The organism is Staphylococcus sp. HMSC062A01 (genome assembly GCF_001836805.1).
GTDB classification, from domain to species: domain Bacteria; phylum Bacillota; class Bacilli; order Staphylococcales; family Staphylococcaceae; genus Staphylococcus; species Staphylococcus haemolyticus.
The window spans coordinates 19,938-45,444 of record NZ_KV830643.1 but is presented as its reverse complement, the minus strand read 5'-3'; the positions used below and the strand labels follow the sequence as shown (position 1 = coordinate 45,444).

Annotated in this window: 29 protein-coding genes, 1 pseudogene and 1 riboswitch; of the genes and pseudogenes, 16 read left to right on the top strand and 14 right to left on the bottom strand. The window is 31.6% G+C overall.

Annotation, left to right across the window (positions count from 1 at the left end):
- The first annotated feature begins 17 nt into the window (after positions 1 to 17).
- Positions 18 to 596: a histidine phosphatase family protein gene (locus tag HMPREF2715_RS10185; protein ID WP_070840008.1), complete on the top strand. Its 579-nt coding sequence runs from the start codon at positions 18 to 20 to the stop codon at positions 594 to 596.
- Between the two features lie 99 nt (positions 597 to 695).
- On the opposite strand, the gene HMPREF2715_RS10180 is transcribed toward HMPREF2715_RS10185, so the two are convergent.
- The 4 genes from HMPREF2715_RS10180 to HMPREF2715_RS10165 form a co-directional block, all read right to left on the bottom strand.
- The gene (locus HMPREF2715_RS10180; protein ID WP_016931187.1) at positions 696 to 1,322 is read right to left on the bottom strand and encodes an NDxxF motif lipoprotein; all 627 of its coding nucleotides are present in this window, start codon (positions 1,320 to 1,322) and stop codon (positions 696 to 698) included.
- 607 nt (positions 1,323 to 1,929) lie between these two features.
- Positions 1,930 to 3,453, bottom strand: a complete 1,524-nt coding sequence (ahpF, locus tag HMPREF2715_RS10175; RefSeq protein WP_016931188.1) for an alkyl hydroperoxide reductase subunit F — start codon at positions 3,451 to 3,453, stop codon at positions 1,930 to 1,932.
- A gap of 14 nt (positions 3,454 to 3,467) precedes the next feature.
- The gene (gene ahpC, locus HMPREF2715_RS10170; protein WP_037538531.1) at positions 3,468 to 4,037 is read right to left on the bottom strand and encodes an alkyl hydroperoxide reductase subunit C; all 570 of its coding nucleotides are present in this window, start codon (positions 4,035 to 4,037) and stop codon (positions 3,468 to 3,470) included.
- A 420-nt stretch (positions 4,038 to 4,457) separates the two neighbouring features.
- Complete coding sequence (locus HMPREF2715_RS10165) at positions 4,458 to 5,237, bottom strand: 2-keto-4-pentenoate hydratase (RefSeq protein ID WP_070840006.1); 780 nt, start codon at positions 5,235 to 5,237, stop codon at positions 4,458 to 4,460.
- A 157-nt stretch (positions 5,238 to 5,394) separates the two neighbouring features.
- On the opposite strand from HMPREF2715_RS10165, the gene nfsA reads away from it, so the two are divergent.
- On the top strand, positions 5,395 to 6,150 hold the full coding sequence (nfsA, locus tag HMPREF2715_RS10160; RefSeq protein ID WP_070840003.1) for an oxygen-insensitive NADPH nitroreductase: 756 nt from the start codon (positions 5,395 to 5,397) through the stop codon (positions 6,148 to 6,150).
- A gap of 82 nt (positions 6,151 to 6,232) precedes the next feature.
- On the opposite strand, the gene HMPREF2715_RS10155 is transcribed toward nfsA, so the two are convergent.
- The 4 genes and pseudogenes from HMPREF2715_RS10155 to HMPREF2715_RS10140 all read right to left on the bottom strand — a co-directional run bounded on the left by HMPREF2715_RS10155 (position 6,233) and on the right by HMPREF2715_RS10140 (position 9,902).
- Positions 6,233 to 7,621 carry an L-cystine transporter gene (locus HMPREF2715_RS10155; protein WP_070840000.1) on the bottom strand — a complete coding sequence of 463 codons (1,389 nt, stop codon included), beginning with the start codon at positions 7,619 to 7,621 and terminating at the stop codon, positions 6,233 to 6,235.
- A 439-nt stretch (positions 7,622 to 8,060) separates the two neighbouring features.
- A pseudogene (locus HMPREF2715_RS10150) lies at positions 8,061 to 8,559 on the bottom strand (DNA-binding protein); the annotation flags it as partial.
- A gap of 118 nt (positions 8,560 to 8,677) precedes the next feature.
- Complete coding sequence (locus HMPREF2715_RS10145; RefSeq protein WP_070581742.1) at positions 8,678 to 9,346, bottom strand: hypothetical protein; 669 nt, start codon at positions 9,344 to 9,346, stop codon at positions 8,678 to 8,680.
- A gap of 148 nt (positions 9,347 to 9,494) precedes the next feature.
- The gene (locus HMPREF2715_RS10140) at positions 9,495 to 9,902 is read right to left on the bottom strand and encodes a general stress protein (RefSeq protein ID WP_070581740.1); all 408 of its coding nucleotides are present in this window, start codon (positions 9,900 to 9,902) and stop codon (positions 9,495 to 9,497) included.
- 217 nt (positions 9,903 to 10,119) lie between these two features.
- Positions 10,120 to 10,222, top strand: a riboswitch (purine riboswitch).
- A gap of 257 nt (positions 10,223 to 10,479) precedes the next feature.
- On the opposite strand from HMPREF2715_RS10140, the gene xpt reads away from it, so the two are divergent.
- From xpt to guaA, 4 genes are all read left to right on the top strand, one after another.
- Positions 10,480 to 11,061, top strand: a complete 582-nt coding sequence (xpt, locus tag HMPREF2715_RS10135) for a xanthine phosphoribosyltransferase (protein WP_053026836.1) — start codon at positions 10,480 to 10,482, stop codon at positions 11,059 to 11,061.
- On the top strand, positions 11,058 to 12,326 hold the full coding sequence (pbuX, locus tag HMPREF2715_RS10130) for a xanthine permease PbuX (protein ID WP_070839997.1): 1,269 nt from the start codon (positions 11,058 to 11,060) through the stop codon (positions 12,324 to 12,326). The genes xpt and pbuX overlap by 4 nt, the downstream gene beginning before the upstream one ends.
- 38 nt (positions 12,327 to 12,364) lie before the next feature.
- Positions 12,365 to 13,831 carry an IMP dehydrogenase gene (gene guaB, locus HMPREF2715_RS10125; RefSeq protein WP_037551767.1) on the top strand — a complete coding sequence of 489 codons (1,467 nt, stop codon included), beginning with the start codon at positions 12,365 to 12,367 and terminating at the stop codon, positions 13,829 to 13,831.
- Positions 13,832 to 14,004: 173 nt separating this feature from the next.
- Positions 14,005 to 15,546, top strand: coding sequence for a glutamine-hydrolyzing GMP synthase (gene guaA, locus HMPREF2715_RS10120; protein ID WP_070839993.1), 1,542 nt, complete (start codon positions 14,005 to 14,007; stop codon positions 15,544 to 15,546).
- A 94-nt stretch (positions 15,547 to 15,640) separates the two neighbouring features.
- Here guaA and HMPREF2715_RS10115 read toward each other — a convergent pair whose 3' ends face one another.
- The 6 genes from HMPREF2715_RS10115 to HMPREF2715_RS10100 form a co-directional block, all read right to left on the bottom strand.
- The gene (locus HMPREF2715_RS10115) at positions 15,641 to 16,855 is read right to left on the bottom strand and encodes a tyrosine-type recombinase/integrase (RefSeq protein ID WP_070839990.1); all 1,215 of its coding nucleotides are present in this window, start codon (positions 16,853 to 16,855) and stop codon (positions 15,641 to 15,643) included.
- A gap of 270 nt (positions 16,856 to 17,125) precedes the next feature.
- The gene (locus tag HMPREF2715_RS10110; protein WP_070839987.1) at positions 17,126 to 17,530 is read right to left on the bottom strand and encodes a sporulation protein; all 405 of its coding nucleotides are present in this window, start codon (positions 17,528 to 17,530) and stop codon (positions 17,126 to 17,128) included.
- A 65-nt stretch (positions 17,531 to 17,595) separates the two neighbouring features.
- A complete protein-coding gene (locus HMPREF2715_RS12110; RefSeq protein ID WP_176743794.1) occupies positions 17,596 to 17,757 on the bottom strand; it encodes a hypothetical protein in 162 nt (53 codons plus the stop codon).
- Between the two features lie 282 nt (positions 17,758 to 18,039).
- Complete coding sequence (locus tag HMPREF2715_RS12350; RefSeq protein ID WP_256262261.1) at positions 18,040 to 18,174, bottom strand: hypothetical protein; 135 nt, start codon at positions 18,172 to 18,174, stop codon at positions 18,040 to 18,042.
- Between the two features lie 98 nt (positions 18,175 to 18,272).
- Positions 18,273 to 18,848: a hypothetical protein gene (locus HMPREF2715_RS10105; protein WP_070678969.1), complete on the bottom strand. Its 576-nt coding sequence runs from the start codon at positions 18,846 to 18,848 to the stop codon at positions 18,273 to 18,275.
- 117 nt (positions 18,849 to 18,965) lie between these two features.
- Positions 18,966 to 19,622 carry a helix-turn-helix domain-containing protein gene (locus HMPREF2715_RS10100; RefSeq protein WP_070839984.1) on the bottom strand — a complete coding sequence of 219 codons (657 nt, stop codon included), beginning with the start codon at positions 19,620 to 19,622 and terminating at the stop codon, positions 18,966 to 18,968.
- Between the two features lie 152 nt (positions 19,623 to 19,774).
- On the opposite strand from HMPREF2715_RS10100, the gene HMPREF2715_RS10095 reads away from it, so the two are divergent.
- The 10 genes from HMPREF2715_RS10095 to HMPREF2715_RS10055 all read left to right on the top strand — a co-directional run bounded on the left by HMPREF2715_RS10095 (position 19,775) and on the right by HMPREF2715_RS10055 (position 25,502).
- Positions 19,775 to 19,996 carry a helix-turn-helix domain-containing protein gene (locus HMPREF2715_RS10095; RefSeq protein ID WP_070678973.1) on the top strand — a complete coding sequence of 74 codons (222 nt, stop codon included), beginning with the start codon at positions 19,775 to 19,777 and terminating at the stop codon, positions 19,994 to 19,996.
- Positions 19,997 to 19,998: 2 nt separating this feature from the next.
- Complete coding sequence (locus HMPREF2715_RS10090; protein WP_070678974.1) at positions 19,999 to 20,271, top strand: helix-turn-helix domain-containing protein; 273 nt, start codon at positions 19,999 to 20,001, stop codon at positions 20,269 to 20,271.
- 21 nt (positions 20,272 to 20,292) lie between these two features.
- Complete coding sequence (locus tag HMPREF2715_RS12105; RefSeq protein ID WP_176746486.1) at positions 20,293 to 20,451, top strand: hypothetical protein; 159 nt, start codon at positions 20,293 to 20,295, stop codon at positions 20,449 to 20,451.
- Positions 20,441 to 20,854 (top strand): pathogenicity island protein, encoded by a 414-nt coding sequence (locus tag HMPREF2715_RS10085; protein ID WP_070839981.1) that lies wholly within the window; start codon positions 20,441 to 20,443, stop codon positions 20,852 to 20,854. The genes HMPREF2715_RS12105 and HMPREF2715_RS10085 overlap by 11 nt, the downstream gene beginning before the upstream one ends.
- Before the next feature lie 3 nt (positions 20,855 to 20,857).
- Positions 20,858 to 21,169 (top strand): type II toxin-antitoxin system toxin TscT, encoded by a 312-nt coding sequence (gene tscT / locus HMPREF2715_RS10080; protein ID WP_070839979.1) that lies wholly within the window; start codon positions 20,858 to 20,860, stop codon positions 21,167 to 21,169.
- 84 nt (positions 21,170 to 21,253) lie between these two features.
- Positions 21,254 to 22,867 carry a phage resistance protein gene (locus HMPREF2715_RS10075; protein WP_070678979.1) on the top strand — a complete coding sequence of 538 codons (1,614 nt, stop codon included), beginning with the start codon at positions 21,254 to 21,256 and terminating at the stop codon, positions 22,865 to 22,867.
- 170 nt (positions 22,868 to 23,037) lie between these two features.
- Positions 23,038 to 23,859, top strand: coding sequence for a bifunctional DNA primase/polymerase (locus HMPREF2715_RS10070; RefSeq protein ID WP_070678981.1), 822 nt, complete (start codon positions 23,038 to 23,040; stop codon positions 23,857 to 23,859).
- On the top strand, positions 23,834 to 24,115 hold the full coding sequence (locus HMPREF2715_RS10065; RefSeq protein ID WP_049390900.1) for a hypothetical protein: 282 nt from the start codon (positions 23,834 to 23,836) through the stop codon (positions 24,113 to 24,115). The genes HMPREF2715_RS10070 and HMPREF2715_RS10065 overlap by 26 nt, the downstream gene beginning before the upstream one ends.
- The gene (locus HMPREF2715_RS10060; RefSeq protein WP_070839976.1) at positions 24,112 to 24,756 is read left to right on the top strand and encodes a pathogenicity island protein; all 645 of its coding nucleotides are present in this window, start codon (positions 24,112 to 24,114) and stop codon (positions 24,754 to 24,756) included. The genes HMPREF2715_RS10065 and HMPREF2715_RS10060 overlap by 4 nt, the downstream gene beginning before the upstream one ends.
- Positions 24,757 to 25,169: 413 nt before the next feature.
- Entirely contained in the window at positions 25,170 to 25,502 is a 333-nt protein-coding gene (locus tag HMPREF2715_RS10055; RefSeq protein WP_053028396.1) for a hypothetical protein, read from the top strand.
- The last annotated feature ends 5 nt before the right edge of the window (positions 25,503 to 25,507 follow it).

Here is a 25,507-nt window from a genome sequence, read left to right as displayed (position 1 = left end):
GTAAAGGATTGTAGTATATGAAATTATATTTAGTGAGACATGGAGAATCACAATCAAATTATGATAATAAACATAATCGAGCTTATTTCTGTGGCCAATTAGATGTGCCATTAACCAAGAAAGGTATTGAAGGCGCAAAAAATTTGGAAAGCTACTTTAAAGACAAACATATTGATCATGTTTATATATCTGATTTAACTCGAACACAGGAAACCTATCATTATATCTTTCCATATGACATACCTTCTACTATCACTTCATTGCTTCGAGAACGTTCTTTAGGAGTATTTGAAGGAGAGTATAAAGATAAGTTAATGCAAGATGCACAATATCATCGTTACTTTAACGATCCTGAATATAAAGATTTTCGTCATAGTTTCACTCAAAAAGCGCCTATGGGTGAAAGTTATAGAGATGTATATAATAGAGTTCATCAATTCTTTGAACAAATGAATATGAGTGACGATGAAATAATTGTAATCGTAGCACATCAAGTAGTTATTCGTTGTATATTTGCATATTTCAATGTAATTGGTGAAGAAGAAGCATTAGATTACAATGTTGAAAATTGTAAACCATACTTTTTAGAAGTATAAAATGTATAATAACAATTAATTAACACGCAAAAATCCAAACCGTATATTTTAACGGTTTGGATTTTTATGTGCCTAGAAAAGTATGTCAGTCACAACATTTTATTTATCTAAAACGTCAGATTTAATATTTTTATCGTCTAGGAATTTTTGAATTTTATCTTGTTGTTTACCATTTACATCACCTGCATAATGTGTAGGCACATCGACAACGTTAATTGTATTTTGTGGTTCATAATTAAGCTGCTCAATGCTCTTATCAACATCTGCGATTGTGCTATTTAAGGCGTGGAAATAATTAATAATACGCTCAGTGTTTTCCTTATACCCAGAAGGTAAGGTATTGTTTTTAACGAATTTTTTGAAATGTAAATCATTTTTAACAGCTAAGTTTGATAATTTGCTGAGCTTTTTAGCTTGTTTATCAGTGACCCTTGTTTGTCCTGTACTTTGTCGGTCAATTTGACTTTGCATCACGTATTTATTATCTAAAATATCGCTATTAACATCTAAATATTTTTTAATGGCTTTATTCATTTCATCTTCGCTAAGTTTTTGGTTCTCTTTATTTGAAGTGAAAATATCACTTTCTGTTAAATTTTTAGCGTGTTTTGGTGCATTAACGCCATTACTATGATGGTCTGTTGTATCATTATCATCCTCAGGTGCACAAGCGCTTAATGTTAGTAATAATGATAAAAAGAGACCTATTAATATATTCTTCTTCATAGGTTTATAAATCTCCTTTATTAGTAACGCAACTATAATTTTACATAATAATAGATTATCATTTATCGAAAAATAATTGAATGTTAAGTACTTAAATTCATAGCCATCTATGAACAATTTGTGGCATTTATCTAGTTACATAGTTTGTAAATCGGCTAAAAGATTATCTAGGATTTTATGGGTCATAGGTAACTTTTTTAATTTTCTCTTATTAATTAGTATAAGTGATTCACTATTTTAAAAAAAGTATTAATATAATTTCTTTCATATTGGATCATCTCATTGTAAAGTTGTGTTAATGTTTCGGATTGTGAAGCGAATTGAAGTAGCGTATAGACTTTACTGTAATGAGATGATGGATTTACAAGTAGCTTCAAATTACTCAATTGTTCTTCTGAAATTAGGGAAAGAGATTCGTGCCATACTGTGACCTCCAATGTTATTTATCTGTACAAACATAGATTAGCAAAGATAAAGTGAAAGTTATAAAAAAACAGAGACGTTTGTAAAAAACGTCTCTGCTTTATATGAAGATATTTGATAGGTTAAGTGTTTAATATGGATAAATGTGAAGTAAATAAACTTCTAACATATCCTAAAAAGATTATTAATTTCTAATGATATAATCAAATGCATTTAATGCCGCATTGGCACCTGCACCCATAGAAATAATAATTTGTTTATTTTTCTGATCGGTAACGTCACCAGCAGCAAATATACCTGGAACGTTTGTATTGTTATTACGGTCAATAACAACTTCGCCACGGTTATTTAGTTCTACTGCATCACCAATCCAACTTGTATTTGGAACTAGTCCGATTTGAACGAAGATACCATCTAAACTTAATTCTTTCATTTCGCCAGAATTTAAATCTTCGTAACTAATACCAGTTACATGATCTTCACCTAATACTTCAGCAGTTCGTGCATTAGTGTGGATATCTACGTTTGATAGTGAACGTAAACGATCTTGTAATACAGTGTCTGCTTTAAGTTCTGATGAATATTCAAATAAAGTAACATGTTTAACAATTCCTGCTAAGTCGATAGCAGCTTCAACACCAGAGTTTCCTCCGCCGATAACTGCAACGTCTTTGTTTTCAAATAAAGGACCATCACAGTGAGGGCAGAAAGCAACACCTTTATTGATTAAGCGATCTTCACCAGGAATGTTAAGTTTACGCCAGCTTGCACCTGTTGAAATAATAGCGGTTTTAGTTTCTAAAACTGCATTATTTTCAAGTGTGACACGAATAGCTTGGTCTGTCTTCTCGATATTAGTAGCACGGATACCTGTCATTGTATCAATATCATATTCTTCAATATGAGCAGCTAAATTAGCTGAGAATTGAGAACCTGTTGTTTCTTTTACAGTGATAAAGTTTTCGATGCCAGCAGTATCATTAACTTGACCACCAATACGGTCAGCAATAATACCTGTACGTAGTCCTTTACGAGCCGTATAAATTGCGGCACTACCACTAGCTGGACCACCACCGATGATTAAAACATCATATGGATCTTTACCTTCAAATTCAGAAGCATCTTGCGTACTGCCTAATTTAGTTAAGATATCTGAAATAGTCATACGTCCATTGCCAAATTCTTCACCATCTAAGAATACAGCTGGGACAGCCATGATATCTTCTGATTCTTCACGGAATACAGAACCATCAATCATTGTATGAGTGATATTAGGGTTAACAACACTCATTAGATTTAATGCTTGAACAACGTCAGGACATTTTTGACATGTCAAACTAACGTAGGTTTCAAAGTTGTATTTACCTTCTAAACCTTTAATTTGATCAATAATTGATTGTTTCTCTTTAGGTGCACGACCACTTACTTGTAAAATTGCTAATACAAGAGAATTAAATTCATGACCTAATGGAATTCCGGCAAACGTTACGCCAGCTTCTTCATCAGGTTTGCTGACTGAGAAGCTTGGTGTACGTTTTAATTCTTTTTCTACGATTGTTATATGTTCAGACATTTCAGCGATTTCATCTAAAAGTTCTTTAAGTTCTTTAGATTTGTCGTCAGAACCGATACTAGCTCTGAATTCTACATCGCCTTCCATTAGTCCTAAAAGTTGTTGTAATTGTTGTTTTAAATCAGCATTAAGCATTCTTTAATGCCTCCTTAAATTTTACCTACTAAGTCTAATCCTGGTTGTAATGATTCAGAACCTTCTTCCCATTTAGCTGGGCATACTTCACCTGGATGTTGACGTACATATTGAGCGGCTTTGATTTTATTTACTAATGTGCTTGCGTCACGGCCAATACCATCTGCATTAATTTCAGCTGCTTGAACAACGCCGTCTGGATCAATGATGAAAGTACCACGTTGAGCTAAACCAGCTTCTTCATCTAATACATCAAAATTACGAGTGATTGTTTGAGAAGGGTCACCGATCATTTGATATTGGATTTTACTGATTGCATCTGAATGATCATGCCAAGCTTTGTGTACGAAATGAGTATCAGTTGATACTGAGAATACATTTACACCTAAGTCTTGTAATTTATCATATTGGTTTTGTAAATCTTCTAATTCAGTTGGGCATACGAATGAGAAGTCAGCTGGGTAGAAACATACTACGCTCCAAGAACCTTTTAAATCATCTTGGCTTACTTCTTTGAATTCGTCTTTTTTAGGATCATAAGCTTGCGCTGTGAATGGTAGAATTTCTTTATTGATTAATGACATAACTTAAATTCCTCCTGATTATCATGAATATTAATTAGAACTACATAATAATTATTGCTTGTTTATAATAATTCTAATTTCTTAAATAATATTATTACATGCTATTTCCTATTCGTCAACTTAATGCACTTATAACTATTGAAATGTTGATTTAACATTGTTCAAATAGGTTTTTTGAATCATATATTGAGAAAGTAAATATGTGTTTAAGTTTTAGTGTTTATTTTGAAAATGTTATTTTAAAAGTGCTTCTAAATATCAATTAACCTTTTCCATTCTCAACTAAACATATGTTTTTGATAATAAATAATATGAATAATTAAAAAAACGGAATAGAAATCAACATTAATGATGAAGATTTCATATCCCGTTCAACAATGGCTAATGTATGGATTAGTTCTTTATAACTTAAATAGTCAGTTAATCAATAACTTTAACTGTGACAGATCCTACTCTATCATAGTCAGCAGTATAAGTACCTTCTTCTAAATTTAAAGGAGAAATGAAGGTTCCAGATGAAATAAATTGTCCTCTTTTTAATGATTTACCATGAGAATGTAATTTTTTGTTTAACCATTTTACTGATTCAATTGGATTGCCAAGCACTTCACTAGAGTGACCCCTTTCAATTTGGTTATCATCCTTGAATAACTTTAAATTAATATCAGCAAATGCCTCGTAATCAAGAGGTGTGATACGTTCACCAACCACAATAAGTCCAGTAGCTGTATTATCAGAAATTAAATCACCTAAAGTGAAATTTGGGAACCAATCTTTATAACGTGCATCGGGAATTTCGATGCCTGGTGCGACTTTTACGCTTTCTAATATCGTTTGTGTATCAGCATCTTCAGGTAAATCCGCAGTTAATTCGAAAATAATTTCAGGCTCCAATAGTGGTGCAAATAACGTTGTAAGAGACACACCATGACCGTTTTCTACGACTTGATGAGATAAAATAGTACCGTATGCTGGTTCATTAGTGTTAGCAATTGCTTGAGTTGCAGCACTCGTCATACTAACTTTATAACCTTTAATAGGTACATTCTTCTCGGCTTGAATTTGATGGATAAGATCATCTTGTGTTTTGTAAGCTTCTGGTTCAGTTAGATTATATGTTTTGCTTACAAATTTGATAGGTTCTTTTGAAATGTATGCTTGAAATAAGGCATTTGATACTTCTTTGTTTGCTTGACTCATGATATCTCCCCTTAAATATCTGAAAATTGTTATTATTATGATAACTATAAAATTATTATCATGCAAATGTTTTACGGAAGATAGTTAAACCTTTATAAAAGCAAAATGAAATATAAATTGTTACGATGTAATAAATAGACTTGAAGGAGTAGATACCATGTCAGACTATGTTTACGATTTGATGAAAAAACACCACTCAGTGAGACAATTTAAAGATAAAGCACTAAGTGATGAAACAGTTCAAAAGTTAGTAGAAGCAGGGCAAAGCGCATCAACGTCAAGTTACTTACAAACATACTCAATTATAGGTGTAGATGATCCTGAAATTAAAAAACAATTGAAAGAAGTTTCAGGACAGTCATATGTTGTCGATAATGGCTATTTATTTGTATTTGTTTTAGATTATTATCGTCATAATTTAATAAATGAAAATGTAGACTTTGATATGCAAACATCTTTTGAATCGGCAGAAGGATTATTGGTAGGGGCTATTGATGTGGCATTAGTTTCTGAAAATGTTGCTTTAGCTGCTGAGGATATGGGTTATGGTATTGTTTACTTAGGTTCACTACGAAATGATGTTGCGCGTGTCAAAGAAATTTTAGATTTACCTGAATATGCTTTTCCATTATTTGGAATGGCTGTTGGCGAGCCAGCAGATGATGAAAATGGTGCACCTAAGCCACGTTTACCGTTTGAGCATGTATTCCATAAAAACGTTTATAATAGCAATGCTAAAGAACAAAGAGAAGCTATTCAGAAATATGATGAGAAAATCAGTGAGTATTATAAAGAACGTACGAATGGAAAGCGTCAAGAAACATGGTCACAACAAGTTGCTGGGTTCTTAAGTGGTAAAACACGTTTAGATATGTTGGAAGAGCTAAATAAATCTGGGTTAATGAAAAAATAAGCTATTAATAAAAAAGCGTAGCTAATGGTTACAATTGTTCGAAATAAACATTGTAATGTTTTAGCTACGCTTTTTTTAAATATTAATTTGTTGATAAATCTCCATATTCATTTGAATTGAATTTATCTTTATCCATATTACCTGTAAGTTTTGCAGTTCCAGTACCTGCTAATATTGAATCATTAACGTTAAGGGCAGTACGTCCCATATCGATAATTGGTTCTATTGAAATAAGTACCCCTGCAAGTGCAACTGGTAGATTTAAAGTTGATAATACTAAGATAGATGCGAAAGTTGCACCACCGCCGACACCAGCTACACCAAATGAACTGATTATAACAACGCCAATTAATGTAAGAATAAATGGTAAATCAATATCTACATTTGCAACTGGTGCTACCATAATGGCTAACATAGCAGGATAAATTCCCGCACAACCATTTTGACCTATTGATAAGCCGAATGATGCTGAGAAATTAGCGATACCATCTGGTACACCTAATCGTTGTGTTTGAGTTTGAATGTTTAAAGGTAATGCACCAGCGCTTGAGCGAGAAGTAAATGCAAATATAAGCACTTCTAAAGTTTTCTTAACGTAACGCACTGGATTGATTCCCATTACTGCTAATAATATTAAATGGATAATGTACATTGTGATTAATGCTACATAAGATGCAATCATAAATTTACCTAATGTCCATATCGCTTGAAAATCACTCGTAGCGATGGTAGATGCCATAATCGCGATGATACCATATGGTGTTAGTCTTAAAACGAATGTAACGATAGACATTACTAATGCGTATATAGCATCGATACCGCGTTTTAACAAACTACCACTTTCTGGTTGTTTGCGAGCAACACGTAAATATGCAAATCCTACAAAGATTGCAAAGATAACCACTGCAATTGTAGAAGTTGTTCTCTGACCAGTGAAATCTAAGAATGGATTGCTAGGTAATAATTCAAGAATTTGCTGTGGTAACGTATTAGCAGTCAGATCTTTAGCTTGGCTACTAATTTCGCTTCCTCTTGAGTTTTCTGCACTACCTAAATCAATGCTTGAGGCATCAAGTCCAAATACAATGGCATAAAAAATTCCTACTATAGCAGCAATAGCTACAGTACCAATTAAAAACATAAAAATATAAGTACCAATTTTAGCGAATTTATCACCAATTTGTATTTTACTGAATGCTGACACAATTGAAATGAATATAAGTGGCATTACAATCATTTGTAACAAAGCCACATAGCCGTCTCCCACAATACTAAACCAGTCAGTAGTTGTTTCAAGTACTTTGGAGTTTGCTCCATAAATAAGATGTAACGCTATACCAAACACAATTCCCAACCCTAATGCGGTAAATACTCTTTTAGGGAATGAGACGTGCTTTTTAGCCATTATGAATAACCCAATTAAAAACAATATCATAACGACAATATTAATAACTGTAAAAAAAGTCCCCATAATTATTCTCCTTTGAATATTCTAATTCCGACATACTTAATAAGGATAATACTATTTATTTTATATTTCAATAGCTTGAAATAAAAAGTATAAATTATAAGTTTTTGAAAACACACAATAGTTAATTGAATTAAAATAATTTAAAGATTTAAATCATTAATCATATTAATATAGAAACGAAAAAAGGTAAGACAATGAATTCAAAATGAATTCTGTCTCACCTTTGTATAAAGAGTTAGTATTGCGACAAATAGGTCCTGTTACCAATCATTAAATAATTGAAATCTTTATAAATTAAATAATCTCGCAAAGAAACCTTTCTTCTCATCATTAGGTCTATTAAGAGAAGATTGCGTTTTAATATCTTCTTTTAATGTATCGATAGATTGTTGATTATTATCATTAATTTCTTTAACTAAACTATTTTTAGTGTATTCAGATTGCTCTTTTTGAGCTGTTTGGATGGCTTCTTGTGAATTTTGAATAGCCAATAATGATTGATTGTGAGTATCTAATTTTTCAGTGATTTGATTTTGAAGTTCTTTTAATTCCGTTTGTTGTTGGTGAACTTGGCTAATCATTTGACCGAGCATTTGACGTTCTTCTCGCATTTTTTGAATTTCTGTGCGTAATTCTTCTACCAATTGTGTAGCACCTTGATCAGCAGGTAGTTGTTCATTATCTTCTTTGACAATCACTTGTAAGAAGTCTTTTTCTTTTTCAAGCTCTTCAAAAGCTAAATCATAACTATTCGTTTGTTTTACTTTTTCAGCGATATCTTGGAAAAGTTCGATATCTTCTTCTTTAAAGTCAGTAGCTTCACGGCCACGATATTCTGTCTTACTAAGTTGATAGCCACGTTCTTCTAAGTGTTGGACTATCTTACGGACTTGTTTTTCACTTAGTTCGACACGCTGAGCGAATTCTTTGGTTAACATAGCTGAAAGTCCTTTCGTTCTTTGATTTATGTACACTGACGTTTGTCTTCTGTCAGTGAAACGTCAGTCTAACCTCAAATATTAGTTTAACCCTTTATAACGCTCATTTCAAGTGTTCCTAATGGGGTAGGCGTAAATTCATTTTGACTAATAAAGGATAAATAATATCTCGAGAAATGCCGTTAGCAAACACATATTTTAAAATGTAATTTGATTTAACACTTGCTGGATAGATATCTTTTGTTAATTCTATATTTGATTTAATGAATAAGTCTACTTTAAAAGGCGAGTCAATTTTTGAATAGTTAGGATGTATATAATCAATTTCACTTTGTCGTTCAAAGCCGTTTGATAATAATAATTGTTGGCGTTGAGTTAAAGCTTGTTGATTGATGTCTTTTAATGGATGAACCGTCTTAGGAACTTCCACCATTACAAAATTAACATCACGAGAATGAACTTTATTAGAAAGTTGATTTAATTGATGTTCTATTTCTTGAAGTGTATTAATTAGGACATATTCATAATCTGGTGTATCATTGGCGATTAAATGTATTAAAAATGCCGAATTTGTTGTTGCTTCATAATGTGCCGTTGCTAAACTAATAATCTCATCATCTTGTATGCCCACAAGAAATACGTAATCATTTTCGGTCTTATTATTTTTTAAGGATCTTTCAATAATATAGCTATCTTCATAGAAATTCTCATCTAATTGTTGATTATAAAAAGTGATTGCTTTGTCATAATATTCATCTTTTATTGATTGAATAACGTGAAAATTCATTATGTCACCCCCACGATAGTTTGTTTAATTATAGCATATTTAAACATTTTGACGTCATTGTTAAAAAGATATTGAGATTGAAAAAAACCGTAAAATGAACTTAAAACTACGTTCATTTCACGGTCTCAAAGTTTAAAATGAATATTGATTATGATTTAGGACCTTTAGATTCGTTTGCATAATGTGAAATATCAATTTCTTCATAAGCTGAGTTATTTTCCTCAACTTCGTCATGTGAAGAGTTATCTTTGTTGGCAATTACTAAAAATTTACCATCTAAAATATCTTTTTTGTATTTTTCTGTTTGCTCTTCAGATAATTCATAACGAGCTAAAACGGCTTCTTCGCCATCCTCACCAGTTAATAATTTAGACATACGGTCACTAAAAGAGCCACTTGTAGCAATTAAAGTAACTTGAGAATCATGTAAATCATCTAAATGTAATTTACGTTTACTTACAACGAGTAATTCATTTTCTGAGTATCCTTCAGCTTTTTTCTTATCAATAACGTTATAAATCTCATCTTGCTTGTCTAATACGGTAAAATCTGCCATATTAATCGCCCTCCATCTTTTCGTCCTACTTTTAATAAAAATATACCCTTAAGAATATTTATAAAACTCAACTATAGTTATTATATAATTAATTAAGAATGGTTTACAAATAGTGATGAACAATATTTAGTTAAACGCTTACACTTGAAAATATTATTATGAAAGGGCTTGTAACAATTTCTATCATATTGAAAATAAAGCAAAAGTTTGGTATTATCGTTAAATAATTTATATCGCTCATATAATCTAAAGAATATGGCTTTAGAAGTTTCTACCATGTTGCCACAAACGACATGACTATGAGTTCAGACTCAATACATAAAAGAGCAAGTTTTATTTAAATAGCTATCTAGAATACTATATAAAAGTTGTTTAGCTTTGGAGGTTGTATATACACCCACTTCATCCTATGAGGTAAAACAAATTTAAAATTATAAAGTGTTTGAAGAAGAAGACATTTAAATATACGGCTTCTTGAAATTTCAAAATACTATGTATTGCCTGTACGCTCATGGATCCTGAAACTTTTTCGCAAAGTTTGAGGCTTTTTTTGTATACAAATTTAGGAGGTTTTGACGTGGAATCGCTTAGACAGAAAGTCAAAAAAGATGGCGTAGTAATTGACGAAAAAATATTGAAAGTGGATGGTTTTTTAAATCATCAAATCGATGCAAAATTGATGCATGAAGTAGGCAAAACATTTTATGAGCAATTTAAAGATAAAGGTGTCACAAAGATTTTGACAATCGAGGCTTCAGGCATTGCTCCAGCTATTATGGCATCTTTACATTTTGATGTTCCTTGTTTATTTGCTAAAAAGGCTAAACCAAGTACGTTGAAAGATGGCTTTTATAGTACCGATATTCATTCTTTTACAAAGAATAAAACAAGTACGGTTATTGTTTCGGAAGAATTTCTAAATGAGAATGATACGGTTTTAATTATTGATGATTTCTTAGCCAATGGCGATGCTTCACTTGGGTTATATGATATTGCGCAACAAGCTAAAGCTAAAACGGTTGGTATTGGTATTGTTGTTGAAAAGAGTTTCCAAGATGGTAGACAAAGATTAGAAGAGGCAGGTTTAAACGTTTCTTCATTATGTAAAGTGGCTTCATTAAAAGGAAACCAAGTGACACTACTAGGTGAAAATGAATGAAGACGTTCATTTTAAGTTTACAACACTTATTAGCAATGTATGCCGGAGCGATATTAGTACCAATTATTGTTGGTACCAGTCTTAAATTTACGCCGGAACAAATTGCGTATTTAGTCACAGTGGATGTTTTTATGTGTGGTGTAGCAACATTTTTACAAGCTAACAAAGTGACAGGTACAGGATTACCCATTGTACTAGGATGTACATTTACTGCGGTAGCACCTATGATTTTAATCGGTCAAACGAAGGGCTTGGATGTGCTATATGGTTCATTGTTTGTATCAGGTATTTTAGTTGTTATTATTGCACCATTCTTCTCTTATTTAGTTAAATTCTTTCCACCTGTCGTAACTGGAAGTGTGGTTACAATTATAGGAATTAATTTAATGCCAGTATCAATGAATTATTTAGCTGGTGGAGAAGGTGCTAAAGACTATGGAAATCCTAAAAATTTAATTTTAGGAGGCGCTACTTTAGTCATTATTCTTATTTTACAAAGATTTACGAAGGGGTTCTTAAAATCCATTGCGATTTTAATCGGACTAGTTGCAGGTACAATATTGGCAAATGTGCTTGGCTTAGTAGATATTAAACAAGTGGGAGAAGCCCATTGGTTAGGAATACCTCAACCATTTCGTTTTTCTGGTTTTGGTTTTGATTTAGGTGCGATACTTGTATTTACAATTGTAGCCATCGTAAGTTTAATAGAATCGACAGGTGTATATCATGCACTAAGTGAAATTACTGGTAAAAAGTTGGAAAGAAAAGATTTTCGTAAAGGTTACACTGCGGAAGGTCTTGCTATTGTATTAGGATCAATTTTTAACGCATTTCCTTATACGGCATACTCTCAAAATGTTGGACTAGTATCTTTATCAGGTGCTAAGAAAAACAATGTCATTTACGGCATGGTTATTTTACTTTTAATATGTGGTTGTATTCCTAAATTAGGTGCATTAGCTAATATCATCCCATTACCTGTATTAGGCGGTGCAATGATTGCAATGTTTGGTATGGTTATGGCTTATGGTGTTAGCATTTTAGGACATATTGATTTTAAAAATCAAAATAATTTACTAATTATTGCAGTATCCGTAGGTTTAGGTACAGGCATTAGTGCAGTACCTCAAGCATTTAAAGCGTTAGGTGAGCAATTTGCTTGGCTAACTCAAAATGGCATTGTACTAGGTGCTATTTCAGCAATTATTCTTAATTTCTTTTTTAATGGTCTAAAGTATAAACAAAGCGAAGAAAATGTGAAATAATAGAAATAACTATATAAAAAATGGAGGCTGTATTATCAATGTGGGAAAATAAGTTTGCTAAAGAATCTTTAACGTTTGACGATGTTTTATTAATCCCAGCTGCATCAGATGTGTTACCTAGTGATGCGGATCTTAGTGTTGAATTATCAGAACGAATTAAATTAAATATTCCAGTTATATCAGCTGGTATGGATACAGTAACCGAGTCTAAAATGGCAATCGCAATGGCACGTCAAGGTGGTCTAGGTGTCATTCATAAGAATATGGGCATCGAAGAGCAAGCTGAAGAAGTTCAAAAAGTGAAACGCTCAGAAAACGGTGTAATTACAAACCCATTCTACTTAACGCCAGACGAAAGTGTGTATGAAGCAGAAGCTTTAATGGGTAAATATCGTATTTCAGGTGTACCAATTGTTAGTGATAAAGAATCAAGAGAGCTAGTAGGTATTCTAACTAATCGTGATTTACGTTTTATTGAAGACTTTTCAATCAAAATTTCTGACGTTATGACTAAAGAAAACTTAATTACAGCTCCTGTAGGCACTACGTTAGATGAAGCCGAAACAATTCTTCAAGAACACAAAATTGAAAAACTACCTTTAGTTGAAAATGGTCGTTTAGAAGGTTTAATTACAATTAAAGATATTGAAAAGGTGCTTGAATTCCCTCATGCAGCGAAAGATGCACATGGACGTTTACTAGCTGCTGCAGCTATCGGTACATCTAAAGATACAGAAATTCGTGCTCAAAAATTAGTCGAAGCTGGCGTAGATGCATTAATTATCGATACAGCACATGGTCACTCTAATGGCGTTATTCAAGAAGTTAAAAAAATGAAAGAAAAATATCCAGAGATTACAATCGTAGCTGGTAACGTAGCCACTGCTGAAGCTACACGTGCATTGTTTGAAGCTGGTGCTGACGTCGTTAAAGTTGGTATTGGACCAGGATCAATTTGTACAACACGTGTCGTAGCTGGTGTAGGTGTGCCTCAAATTACTGCGATTTATGATTGTGCTACTGAAGCTCGTAAATTTGGTAAAGCAATCATAGCGGATGGTGGTATTAAATTCTCTGGTGACATTATTAAAGCATTAGCTGCTGGTGGACATGCAGTAATGTTAGGAAGCTTATTAGCTGGTACTGAAGAAAGCCCAGGCGCAACTGAAGTATTCCAAGGCAGACAATATAAAGTTTACCGTGGTATGGGTTCTTTAGGCGCTATGGAAAAAGGATCAAACGACCGTTACTTCCAAGAAGACAAAACGCCTAGAAAATTTGTCCCTGAAGGTATTGAAGGACGTACTGCATATAAAGGTCCTTTACAAGATACAATTTATCAACTTATGGGTGGCGTAAGAGCTGGTATGGGTTATACAGGTTCACCTGATTTAAAAACACTACGTGATGAAGCACAATTCACACGTATGGGCCCTGCTGGTTTAGCAGAAAGCCATCCACATAACGTACAAATTACAAAAGAATCACCAAACTATTCATTTTAATTTAAATCAAGTGTGATGAAGTCAATTTGTTAGAAAGAATGGGGAGCACTTTTCATTTTAAATGTGATTGTCATAGAGGTTGTTCACTTTTAAGAAGAATCTAAAAGCAATGCATTGTGGGAAGTGTCTCTCTATTATTTACATAAAATTCAATTAAAAGGAGATTCACAATTATGGAAATGGCTCAAGAGCAAGAGTTGATTCTTGTCTTAGACTTTGGTAGTCAGTACAATCAATTGATTACGCGTCGTATTCGTGAAATGGGCGTATACAGTGAATTACATGATCACGAAATTTCGGTTGATGAAATTAAACGTATGAATCCTAAAGGTATTATTCTTTCAGGTGGTCCGAATTCAGTATATGAGGAAGGTTCATTCACTATCGACCCTGAAATTTATAATTTAGGCATTCCTGTACTAGGTATTTGTTATGGTATGCAGTTGACGACTAAACTTTTAGGAGGAAAAGTTGAGCGCGCTAATGAACGTGAGTATGGTAAAGCAATTATTAATGCAAAATCAGATGAGTTATTCTTTGGGTTACCAGCTGAACAAACTGTATGGATGAGTCATTCTGATAAAGTGATTGAAATTCCAGAAGGATTTGAAGTGATTGCGGATAGTCCAAGTACAAGTTATGCAGCAATTGAAGACAAAGAACGCCGAATTTACGGTGTTCAATTCCACCCTGAAGTACGTCATACAGAATACGGTAATGATTTATTAAGAAACTTCGTACGCCGTGTGTGTGAATGCACAGGCGAATGGACAATGGAAAACTTTATCGATATCGAAGTTGAAAAAATCCGTAAACGCGTTGGAGATCGCAAAGTATTATGTGCGATGAGCGGGGGCGTAGACTCATCAGTTGTAGCTGTCTTATTACATAAAGCGATTGGCGATCAATTGACATGTATCTTTGTTGACCATGGTTTGCTTCGTAAAGGCGAAGGTGACATGGTTATGGAACAATTTGGTGAAGGTTTCGATATGAATATTATTCGTGTGAACGCACAGGAACGTTTCATGGATAAATTAAAAGGTGTATCTGATCCAGAACAAAAACGTAAAATTATTGGTAATGAATTTGTATATGTGTTTGATGATGAAGCGGCAAAATTAACTGACGTTGATTTCTTAGCACAAGGTACGCTTTACACTGACGTCATCGAATCAGGTACTAAAACTGCACAAACTATCAAATCTCACCATAACGTAGGTGGATTACCTGAAGATATGGAATTTGAACTTATTGAGCCGATTAACACGTTATTTAAAGATGAAGTGCGTGCATTAGGTATAGAATTAGGCATTCCTGAACATTTAGTGTGGAGACAGCCTTTCCCAGGTCCAGGTTTAGGAATCCGTGTATTAGGTGAAATTACTGAAGATAAATTAGAAATCGTACGAGAATCAGATGCGATTTTACGTGAAGTTGTACGTGAGGAAGGTCTTGAGAGAGACATTTGGCAATATTTCACAGTACTTCCTGGCATTCAATCTGTAGGTGTTATGGGAGACTATCGTACGTATGATCATACTGTAGGTATTCGTGCAGTTACATCTATTGACGGTATGACAAGTGACTTCGCCCGCATTGATTGGGAAGTCCTACAAAAAATCTCAAGTCGTATCGTAAACGAAGTAGACCACGTTAACCGCGTAGTCTATGACATCACTTCTAAGCCACCAAGCACGATTGAGTGGGAATAATAACATAAAATGAAGAAACCTCTTAGGCATAGGCTTAAGAGGTTGTTTTTATGATTTTTAAATTATAAAAAGGGCAGAAAAAGGGCATATTAAATTAATTTCCAACTTTCTCTAATTTATTCATCATATCTTTATCCATTTGCTCAGTTACATGACTATATATCTGTAATGTTGTTTTATGGTCTGTGTGACCTACACGATCCATTATTGCACGCAGTGATACACCTAACTGTGATAATAAGGATATATGACTGTGGCGCAAACTGTGGCTTGTTACATGTTTTTCTATCCCTATATTTTGTGTAGCTATTTGTATGTTTCTGTTTATTGATGTAAGAGGTAGAGGGTTACCTCTATGACTTGTAAATATAAAACCTCTATCAACATACATGTTTTCCCATTGTGTCGCTCTCTTATTTTCCAACATAACCTTACGCAAAATATCGCAACTTCTAGTAGTTAAAGATATAGTGCGATATGATGATGTTGTTTTTGTAGTATCTTTGAAACCTATTTTGTTACCATCTTTACGCCAGTGTATAGTGCCATCAATGAGAAGTTTCTTATTTTCAAAATCAATATTATCGGGTTGAATTGCTAAGAGTTCGCCAATACGCATGCCATTTAATGCTTGAAATTCAACTATGTAAGCAGTAAATAAGTATGATCTTTTCATATAACTAGCACGCTTTTTATTTGCTATGCGTTTTAATTCTTCAGCAATAGCCAGAATTTCAGTCATTTCTAAATAATTCTCACGTTTAGCTTTAATTTCTTCTCTTGTAGTCGCTTTTTTAGGCATAACAACATCATCTATGTATGATATATCAGTGATGTTATATTTCTTTTGAGTATATCGAAGTATATTTTTGATGATACTTAAATCGTCTTTAACTACTTTATGGCTTAGTCCATCTTTTAATGATGAGTTAATTAAATCTTGTATAACTTTAGCATTCATATTTTGAACAAGAATATCTTTGTCTATATTTCTTTTGATGTGAGCAACCTTATAGCTTTTAGTAGTGATAGTTGACTGTTTAGATCCAGATATTATTTTGTAATGTTCAAACCACTCATCACATGTAGCATGGAAAGTTAGCGTCTTGAGTGTAGTAGGTGTCTTGTCATTTACCTTTGCCTCTATACGCTCATTTAAACGCTTTTGAGCCTCTTTCTGTGATTGCTTACCATTCTTATTAAGTACCACGCTAACACGTCTCCATTTAGCAGTGAGTGGATCTTTATACTTCTCATAATAGCGATATTTAGTTTCACCATGTTTATTAGTAAATTTCTCATGCCACATGCTATCCCTCCTAAAAAGGTAAAAAAATAATAAGGGTAGGCGAGCTACCCAAAAATTATTGATTAAACTTTCAATAGAATTCTCTCCTACAACGAAAAACCCCTCATGCAAGCATGAGAGGTTTCTTGAGTAGTTTCACAGAACAACTATTTCAAACTTGCATTATAGATGTATTTTCTTTATTAGTCAAATTTAAAATGAAATTGTTAAATACAAAAGATTATTCCATTCCTCAACCTCCTTTATTTATGTTGAAAAAGTAGAACACAATTAATCAATCAGCTTTATTTCATCTTCATCGTAAGCATCAACAGAGTGAGAAAGGTAAGCATGTGTTTTTAAAATCAATTTATTAGGATTAGTTTTAAATTCTAGTTCATGAATATTAAAATGGAAATGTTCAATTTCTTTGGTATTTTCACATATACTACGGTCTACGTGTAAAGTAAATGTTTGTAATTCGTTATCTAAAATAGGAAATTGACTTCGCTCATCGGGATTATCATATCTTTCAATTAATGTAAGCTCAATCTGATTAATAGTTTGTTCAGATGCGCCGCTTTCTATGACCACGCTTCCGTCCAATATACCATTACTATGAACTTGTTGTGTTTTTAACACAGTGTCTATTTCTAATGATTCTATACCTATTGAAGTTAATAATTTTTCGAACATTTTAATTCCTCCTTAATTTATATTAAAGCGCCACTAGAATGGTGAAATAATTAATCTGTGAAATATTATTTTAGTTCTTTTTCAATTTTTTCACCCTTAGCTCTACCTTTATCATCCACTTCAGTTTTAGGATCTTTCCTTTTCTTTGTGCTATCTTCCACATCTTTAGTATCACATGCTCCTAAAATTAATGTGCTTGCGAAAATTAATGCTAAGAATTTTTTCATTATGCATCCCTCCCTTGTTTATATATTTATATTAAACCGCCACTAGGACGCTAAAAGATAAGTTTTATATTCCTAAATAATGCGAAGATAAATACTGCACAAGGTAACCCATTAAGCAAAGCACCCCAATTGCAATAAAAATAATAGATATAGTTCTACAGTTATTTTTATAATATAAACCTTCATTTTGAGCTAAAAAGAAACTTAATATATACAAAATGGCACTTATTAAAAATATAATAATGATGAGTATTAACATAAAATCCTCCTTTATTTATATTATTATTCTTTCTCCAATCCTATAATTAGCATTATCACTACTGAAATAAGCATGAACGGTACAAAAATAGAAGTTACTAAAAACCCACCAATCATGATTAGATAAAATTCATCAATTTTGTATTTACCAAATTTCATAATGTCCTCCTAATTATTTGTATTTTAATGTTATGTGTTAAAAGAGTCATTATTATAAGCAAATTCTTGATGCCACATGTGAGTGAGCCTCCTTTTACTTAATCTTGTGGTCCATATTGATTTTCTACTGCTTGATTTAAAATTTGGGAAGCTTGTTGTTGTCTATTCATCATTTCACTTTCACTAATTTTCCCATTTTCATAATCTTCGTTAGCTTGTCTTTCGATTTCAGTTTTACGGTCTAGGGCGTTAGAAACTTCACCATGTATATACTGATCATCAATCTCTGTATTTTTAGGTAACTTTACATTTTGATTAGGTTGTTGAGTTTGATTATAGTTTTGGTTATTTTGCTGTTGTTGTGGAGTTTGTTGAGTGTTATTAGCTTGTTGTGTTTGTTGTTGAGAATGAACTTGTTCACTTGAAGCAGTTTCTTGTGTAGTTTGTTCTTCAGTAGAGCTATCTTCTTGTGTAGACTTGTTATCTTCGTTTTCTTGTGTTTTCTTTTCTTCTTTAGACTTTTTATCCTCTTTAGTTTTCTTTTCTTTTTTATCATCAGCTTTCTTTTCAGTAGTACTTTCTGCCTTTTTATTCTCATCTTCCTTAGCGTCATCTTGACTACAAGCACTTAAAACAAGCGTAGCTGCAAATAATGTTCCTAGTAATTTTTTCATATGTATGCTCCCTAATTTTTATTACCCTTTATATTCGTTTTTCTATAGTGTATTAGAAATTGTTCGTCACGCTTTACTGTTAAATGATTGCACATAAATTTAATTAAATATAGTTACCTAAACTAATTTATCGTCATCATGTATTATCATAGCTAATTCTTCTAAAGTTAAATTATTTATTGAATTTGATAAAAGGTGTAATTTATCTTCTTGTTTTCTCACATGGTTATTCAAAATCTCTTCATTTTCAATAGAATTTAATAAATCAGGATTCTCAACTAATTCTTGAAAAACAATTGTATTAATAGCTGCATAGATTTTATTAATCATTCTTTCTGTTAACGGTATAGTAGCCAGAGATTCACCTTCAATTTCTTTTTTAACATCGTAAACAAGTGGTTTACATTCTTCTAGAATGTAATTCAATTTAAAATATGAGTATTCTAAAACTTCAATTTTTCCTAATCCGTTTTCTTTAATTCTTCCAGATTTAAGCAACCATTTGTATACTTCACTATCTTTTTCAACTTGATGAGTTTTACCAGTAGCAGTTGCTAATTTATTGAATAAATCCTCGTTACCATCTGGATCAAGTATTTCGCTTATTTTTTTTAAAACTTCTCTAGAAGGAGTAGCTTTATTATTCTCGATTTTACTTAGATATGCATGAGATAAATTTGTTTTTTTACCTAATTCAACAAGCGTCATATTTTTTTGTTTTCTATAACTTTGTATTAATCTTCCATGAGAGTCACTCATTGCAAATAATTCCATTTTTCTACCTCCTCCTTATTATTGTAACAAAAAAAGTTAAATTTAGTATTAAATTAAAAAAATGTTCTTGAAATGTTCCTAAAATAGTTATATTATGTATTTGTAATCAAAAATGTAACCCTATCTAGTTACATTATGAGGGGAGTGAGAAAATGAATATAAAACCAAAAACAGAAATTATAAAATTATTAATGTTTAAAAAAGGACATTCACTTAGAAGTTTTTCTATCGCTAATAATTTATCAGCACCTTATTTAAGTGATGTATTAAACCTCAAAGTAATTCCTAGTGGAAAATACGCTAAAAAAATTGCTAATGGTTTAAATGTAGAAATAAGTGAAATTTTTGAAATTGAACAAAAAGAGGAGGCATAAAAATGGCACATACTAAATTACAAGATTTACCAACTAAACAGAATACTGCACTTGAAGAAAAGCAAATCGTATTTCCAGTGAAATACGCAAAGCCAAAATTAATCTGTGAAATTTTCAATATTAGTTATTCAACTTTCTACCGACTTCTAAAGTCTTACGAAGATGACAATTTAGGTATTGAAGATATGTATATCGACATTAGTAGCACGCTAACGCTTGTGAACGTAGAACAGTTTGAAAAGTATTTGAAAGCAAAACACAAAAAATATTTATAAAAAGATTGAAGGTGGGATAACATGGCCAAATTTTTATTCAAACTAATGTTAATTTCAGTAATTTCATTCCTTAGTGGTTGGCTTTTAGGAATACATGTAGCTTTCACAATTTACATGTTAGGTAGTGTGATTGCAGCATTAAATATTGAAGAAAATGGAGGAGCAGTAAATGAACATTAATCAAAAATTAAACACAACAAATAATTTCAGAGAGGAAAATGAAAAAATGAAAAATTTAACTAATCAAGATTTTAAAAATATTAAAGGCAAATTGAACTATGAGCATATGGCGAATGGAAAAAAACATACTAGTAAAATGGTTAAATTATTACAAAAACGTCATGCTAAAAATTTATCAGTTATTAAAAGTGAATATCCATATTTAAGTGATAATGAAATTTCAAAAATTCTTGCAGATTATCGAGAATATGAAAATTTAATATCAGCAACAGAAACTTTTACAGATTTTCCTATCATTTACGAAGGTTCTAATATTGGTAAATTCTTAACTTTAGATGATATTGAAAACTTAAAAATAGCTATTGAAGAAATGACAATTTTTGTTAAAAGTTTGGAGGAGTAGTAAATGAATTTTGAATTAAATAATGCGTTGTGTGATTTAGAAGTATTAAAAGAAAGAATAGATGATGTAGTAACATCTTTTGTTTGGTTTAATGATGATTATTTCACTCATGAACCTAACCACGTATTAAATAAAGAGGATATTTTAAATCATGGATATAGATACCATGAACATAGAATTAAAAACGCACATACAATTGATTTAATGTTGATCTATCAAAAAGAGTTTGGTGAACTCATTGAAAGATTTAAAGAAATAGAAAAAGCGTCATCTGATGCGAATAGTTTGGCGACTAAATCAGATAACGCTGAGTAAGTGCAATTTTCAAATCAAAAGCACAGGAATAATATAACATTTCTGTGCTTATTCTTAAAACACAAAAATGAAAGGCTGATTAAAATGGACGAAGTTTCTTTATATAAAAAACATCATGAGTTTCATTCGAAATTAGATTACGTTGATACGCCTAATTTATCACCTATTAAAGAAATTAGTAAAAGGATAAATTTTGCGTCAATTTCAACAAAAAATCAATCAAATGAAAATAAAGGAAATGTTTATCACTGTAAAAAAGATGATTTTGTAGGTGATTACATTAATAATCTCACTTTAAATTATACCATAGAACCCAAAAAAATTGGTGCAGTCTACGGGACTATTTCAGTCAAAACAACAATAGAAAACGGTGAGGAAAATAAACAAGCACATTTTAAGTATAGTAAAGGTAATAACTATGCCAGATTTATAGTTGATTTGATTTCTGAAAAAGTTATTTACTCAAATGAATTAGATAGCTTTATTAAGTTGAAAAATAATCAGTATGAAATTATAGATAATACTAACTTTGCTTTGGAGTATTCAATAGATAAGAAATACTACATTAATGATTTTCTTGATGTCATGCTTGAAGTATACAGAAATCATTTAGAGACAAATTATCAGTATAATATCTATCCTTACGCTATTGCAGGTAATGATTGGATATATAATTGCAAAGAATTAGAATTTGTAGATAAAAAAATTACTAGTAACGATTACTATATCATTAAATATGATGTAGATAAAAAGAATATAAACACTAACCTAGCAAAACAATTCTTTGACTTAGTAAGTGACAATGAACGCAGTAAAAATAATTTAATGTTGGTACATGCTTATACTATGTATCGAAAAATGAAACTTATTCAAGCTGAAAAATGGTTCTTAATCAAAGACTTTGGCCGATCTGGTAAAGGTTTATTTATGGAAACTTTTGAGAAACTTCTAAATGTAAATAAAGTCAATTTTGATAGCTTATTATCATCTGGCTTTGAGGCTGCAAATGAATGGCTTAACTTTTATGGTGCAGATATTGCTCATGCAAATGAAACAGGTGAAATTAATAAAAGCATGATGAGAATATTACGCAAAATAGCTACTGGTGAAAATATTTCAGGGCGTGGCATACAGCGAAATAACGTTAAATTTAAAAATAATGCAGTGTTAATTTTAGATACTAATGAAAGTGTTGATACTGGTGAAATTACAGCAAATAGAACACGTACAGTTAAGATTGCATTTAAGGATAGACCAAAGAACGAAACTGATGAAGAACGTTATAAAGTATTTAAACCATTTTGGGACTTTGTTAAGCCTAACGGGAAAAACTCAGTCAATGCGTCAGTATCATTTTTAATATTAAGTCTTGAGTATCTTAAACAAATAGGCAAAGAATTTAAGTTCAATAACGTAACACTTAAAAACTATTACACCGAAGATGAATTGACGGACACTCAAATCTTAATACTAGAAACGTTATCTAAACAGGACTTCATTTTTTCAGGTGATGAGATACTACAAAAAACTATTGAAGAAGATTATAAAAATCTAAAATATAAAAAAGCAAAAGAAGATATGAAAAAAATAGGAGTAGCTATCAATAAGCAAAAATGGATAGAGGGACAAAATACTAAAGTTCATATTGTAGAAAATAAAGAACTATTCAAAATGGCTTTAGATTTAATTGAAACTTAGGTTAGTTTAACTCTTACTAACCTTTGTACTAACTTTGAAATCACTTTAATAACAGGCACTAACCTTTATAACTTAAATATTCTTTAGCATATTTTATATATAAATAAATAGATGTATGTATAGAGAAAATAATGAGTTTAAAGGGTTAGTGTTCTATTGGAGGTATTCTCATGAAAATGTACAATGCAGCAAAATATCTACTTAGTAAAGATGTGCAAGTTGTACCCTTAAACGATAATAAAAAGCCAACAGTATCATTTAAGAATGTAACTATTGACGATGATTTTATAGATAATCACTTTTTAGCATATGCAAACACAAATGTATTAGGTGTTCTTACTCGTGGTTTATGGTGTATCGACATTGATATTAATCACGTAAATGGTGAAAGTGGCTTTGATAGTTTGAAAGACATTCCTTACTATGATGAGTTTGTTTCTAATGCACAAAATACGCTAGTGCAGACAACAGCAAGTGGAGGAAAACATGTAATATTTAAAAAACGTGAGGGCGTTGAATATGCTCAGAAAATAGGATATTTACCATCAGTAGACATTAAAGCACATGATAATAACTATTTTGTATTAGCTGGAAGTAAAACAGCTAAAGGAATATACACAAGTAATAAGAAAAAAGTAATCGCTTATGATGGTGAATTTGAAGATCGTATATTTTCAAAACATGGGAATTACCTACAACAGACTATGGAAAAGTTCTCAGTAAAAAGTGTGTTGCCTAATCACAATTTCAATCATTTACAACATACTGGTAAAGGTGGACTAGGTAAAGAGGCATACAATCGTGTAATTAATGGTGAAAGCATAGAACGTAATAATGATGTATATAAGGCTATTAGTTACGCATTACAATGTAACGTAGATATAGAGCCTCTAAAAGTAATTATTGGTGATGTTAAAGCAAATGGTGATGAATTTACTTTAGAAGAGTGGGAGGCCTCATATAACAGTGCAAGAAACTCATTACGAATTTAATATAGATGACGAATTAAGAAAACTAGGTTTATTAGTTGGAATATCTGAAGAAATATATTATTGCTCAATTAGTCGCATCTCAACATTGTATCTTGAAAACTTTGGGACTAAGTGGATAGCATGGCGTGAAACTTACGACTTTAAGAATGATAAAAGAGTATCGTATAGAACAATAGCAGATGGCAGTTTTGAATTAGTAGCTGCAAGAACTAAAAACTATTTAAATTACATTAAAAGAAAGCAGGGAATAAAATGAACGTTGAAATTATAGCAAATGAATTTGAAACTAGAGCAGCAACACTATTAAGGTATTTTACTGGACTGTGTGAAAGTAGTTATAAATTACCTTTTGCATTTAAGATATATAATGATCCATTTAATACTGTGTATCTAGTAAATAAAGGTAAAATGTACGCTCATGTATTAATAAAAGATTGTGAAGTGAGAAAATCTTTTGAGATAGCCTCAGAAAAGCATACCGAGAGACTTATAGAGAGTATCGAGGGTCATTATGCAGGTTATGAAATACCAGATGGCACACATGACACTATAAGCGATATGATGGCTAGTTTCATGTTTGATAATGATTATTTCATGTATGGACTGGAGACATTCGCAGAAAGCAATAATAGTGACATGTTCGATTATATGAGTAGAGATTTTAATATAGATGAACTTGAGGGCGTTCAAACTAGTAATGCAGATGTTATAGGTAATATGGAAATGTTGTATCAGTTAGCTACTGGCATTAATGAGCCAGAACCAGAATTAGTTGAGGGCTTGAAAATTATTACTGAATTTATTCAGAATGAAAAGGCTAATGCAGATGATAGTAAAGTATTAATTGAACGATTAAAGGAATTGAAACACTCTTATTACAATAAAGTGAAAGCATAAATTTATCGGTCATGCACTTAGTAGGTGCATGGCTTTTTTGTATGTAAATCGTAATTGTTAAGATTTGTTAATGATTTTAGATTGAGTTTAGTTAAACACAAACATTTGTTCTGTAAAAGAACATGTATGAAAGTATATGAAATATACTACAAACACTTTTATAACAGTGTTAAATAGAATGTTAAGAAGTTCTATAAAACTATTCAAAAGCGAACATAAGTTTGTAATTTAAGTGTAAATTTAGTATAATAGTGTTATAGAAGTAATTATACTTTTATATAATTTGTTTAGTTTTCTTGTTCTCTGAAATCATGAATACAATAGTTAAAAATGTAAATTCACTAGATTTTCATTTAAAACCTCCTCATTAATTAGGTCTGCTCAAAATAACTAAAAAAATGAGGTATTAAATAATGACAATAACAATTGAAAAAGAATTAACTCAAGATCATATTAAAGTATTAAATGTATTACGCAACACTAAGCACGATATTATTACTAAACAAAATATATTCAATCAATTGAATATGGAGTTTACTAAAAGCAATGAAAGATGGTTACAACATACTATTAATAGTTTAGTTGTAGATTATGGCTATCCAATCGGATATAGCTACAAGAAAGATACTAGAGGCTATTTCTGGATAAAGTCGAAAGAACAAAAGGAATTAGCATTACTAAGTATCAAGCGTCATATCGAGGGCAGTATGAAACGATATGAGGCATTAAAGAAAACTGAGATTTAAGGTGA

What these genes read in the sequence shown, in the direction of transcription:
- HMPREF2715_RS10185 (WP_070840008.1), top strand. Translation starts at nt 18, where the DNA reads ATGAAATTATATTTAGTGAGACATGGAGAATCACAATCAAATTATGAT.
- HMPREF2715_RS10180 (WP_016931187.1), bottom strand. Translation starts at nt 1,322, where the DNA reads ATGAAGAAGAATATATTAATAGGTCTCTTTTTATCATTATTACTAACA.
- ahpF (WP_016931188.1), bottom strand. Translation starts at nt 3,453, where the DNA reads ATGCTTAATGCTGATTTAAAACAACAATTACAACAACTTTTAGGACTA.
- ahpC (WP_037538531.1), bottom strand. Translation starts at nt 4,037, where the DNA reads ATGTCATTAATCAATAAAGAAATTCTACCATTCACAGCGCAAGCTTAT.
- HMPREF2715_RS10165 (WP_070840006.1), bottom strand. Translation starts at nt 5,237, where the DNA reads ATGAGTCAAGCAAACAAAGAAGTATCAAATGCCTTATTTCAAGCATAC.
- nfsA (WP_070840003.1), top strand. Translation starts at nt 5,395, where the DNA reads ATGTCAGACTATGTTTACGATTTGATGAAAAAACACCACTCAGTGAGA.
- HMPREF2715_RS10155 (WP_070840000.1), bottom strand. Translation starts at nt 7,621, where the DNA reads ATGGGGACTTTTTTTACAGTTATTAATATTGTCGTTATGATATTGTTT.
- HMPREF2715_RS10145 (WP_070581742.1), bottom strand. Translation starts at nt 9,346, where the DNA reads ATGAATTTTCACGTTATTCAATCAATAAAAGATGAATATTATGACAAA.
- HMPREF2715_RS10140 (WP_070581740.1), bottom strand. Translation starts at nt 9,902, where the DNA reads ATGGCAGATTTTACCGTATTAGACAAGCAAGATGAGATTTATAACGTT.
- pbuX (WP_070839997.1), top strand. Translation starts at nt 11,058, where the DNA reads ATGAAGACGTTCATTTTAAGTTTACAACACTTATTAGCAATGTATGCC.
- guaB (WP_037551767.1), top strand. Translation starts at nt 12,365, where the DNA reads ATGTGGGAAAATAAGTTTGCTAAAGAATCTTTAACGTTTGACGATGTT.
- guaA (WP_070839993.1), top strand. Translation starts at nt 14,005, where the DNA reads ATGGAAATGGCTCAAGAGCAAGAGTTGATTCTTGTCTTAGACTTTGGT.
- HMPREF2715_RS10115 (WP_070839990.1), bottom strand. Translation starts at nt 16,855, where the DNA reads ATGTGGCATGAGAAATTTACTAATAAACATGGTGAAACTAAATATCGC.
- HMPREF2715_RS10110 (WP_070839987.1), bottom strand. Translation starts at nt 17,530, where the DNA reads ATGTTCGAAAAATTATTAACTTCAATAGGTATAGAATCATTAGAAATA.
- HMPREF2715_RS12110 (WP_176743794.1), bottom strand. Translation starts at nt 17,757, where the DNA reads ATGAAAAAATTCTTAGCATTAATTTTCGCAAGCACATTAATTTTAGGA.
- HMPREF2715_RS12350 (WP_256262261.1), bottom strand. Translation starts at nt 18,174, where the DNA reads ATGAAATTTGGTAAATACAAAATTGATGAATTTTATCTAATCATGATT.
- HMPREF2715_RS10105 (WP_070678969.1), bottom strand. Translation starts at nt 18,848, where the DNA reads ATGAAAAAATTACTAGGAACATTATTTGCAGCTACGCTTGTTTTAAGT.
- HMPREF2715_RS10100 (WP_070839984.1), bottom strand. Translation starts at nt 19,622, where the DNA reads ATGGAATTATTTGCAATGAGTGACTCTCATGGAAGATTAATACAAAGT.
- HMPREF2715_RS10095 (WP_070678973.1), top strand. Translation starts at nt 19,775, where the DNA reads ATGAATATAAAACCAAAAACAGAAATTATAAAATTATTAATGTTTAAA.
- HMPREF2715_RS10090 (WP_070678974.1), top strand. Translation starts at nt 19,999, where the DNA reads ATGGCACATACTAAATTACAAGATTTACCAACTAAACAGAATACTGCA.
- HMPREF2715_RS12105 (WP_176746486.1), top strand. Translation starts at nt 20,293, where the DNA reads ATGGCCAAATTTTTATTCAAACTAATGTTAATTTCAGTAATTTCATTC.
- HMPREF2715_RS10085 (WP_070839981.1), top strand. Translation starts at nt 20,441, where the DNA reads ATGAACATTAATCAAAAATTAAACACAACAAATAATTTCAGAGAGGAA.
- tscT (WP_070839979.1), top strand. Translation starts at nt 20,858, where the DNA reads ATGAATTTTGAATTAAATAATGCGTTGTGTGATTTAGAAGTATTAAAA.
- HMPREF2715_RS10075 (WP_070678979.1), top strand. Translation starts at nt 21,254, where the DNA reads ATGGACGAAGTTTCTTTATATAAAAAACATCATGAGTTTCATTCGAAA.
- HMPREF2715_RS10070 (WP_070678981.1), top strand. Translation starts at nt 23,038, where the DNA reads ATGAAAATGTACAATGCAGCAAAATATCTACTTAGTAAAGATGTGCAA.
- HMPREF2715_RS10060 (WP_070839976.1), top strand. Translation starts at nt 24,112, where the DNA reads ATGAACGTTGAAATTATAGCAAATGAATTTGAAACTAGAGCAGCAACA.
- HMPREF2715_RS10055 (WP_053028396.1), top strand. Translation starts at nt 25,170, where the DNA reads ATGACAATAACAATTGAAAAAGAATTAACTCAAGATCATATTAAAGTA.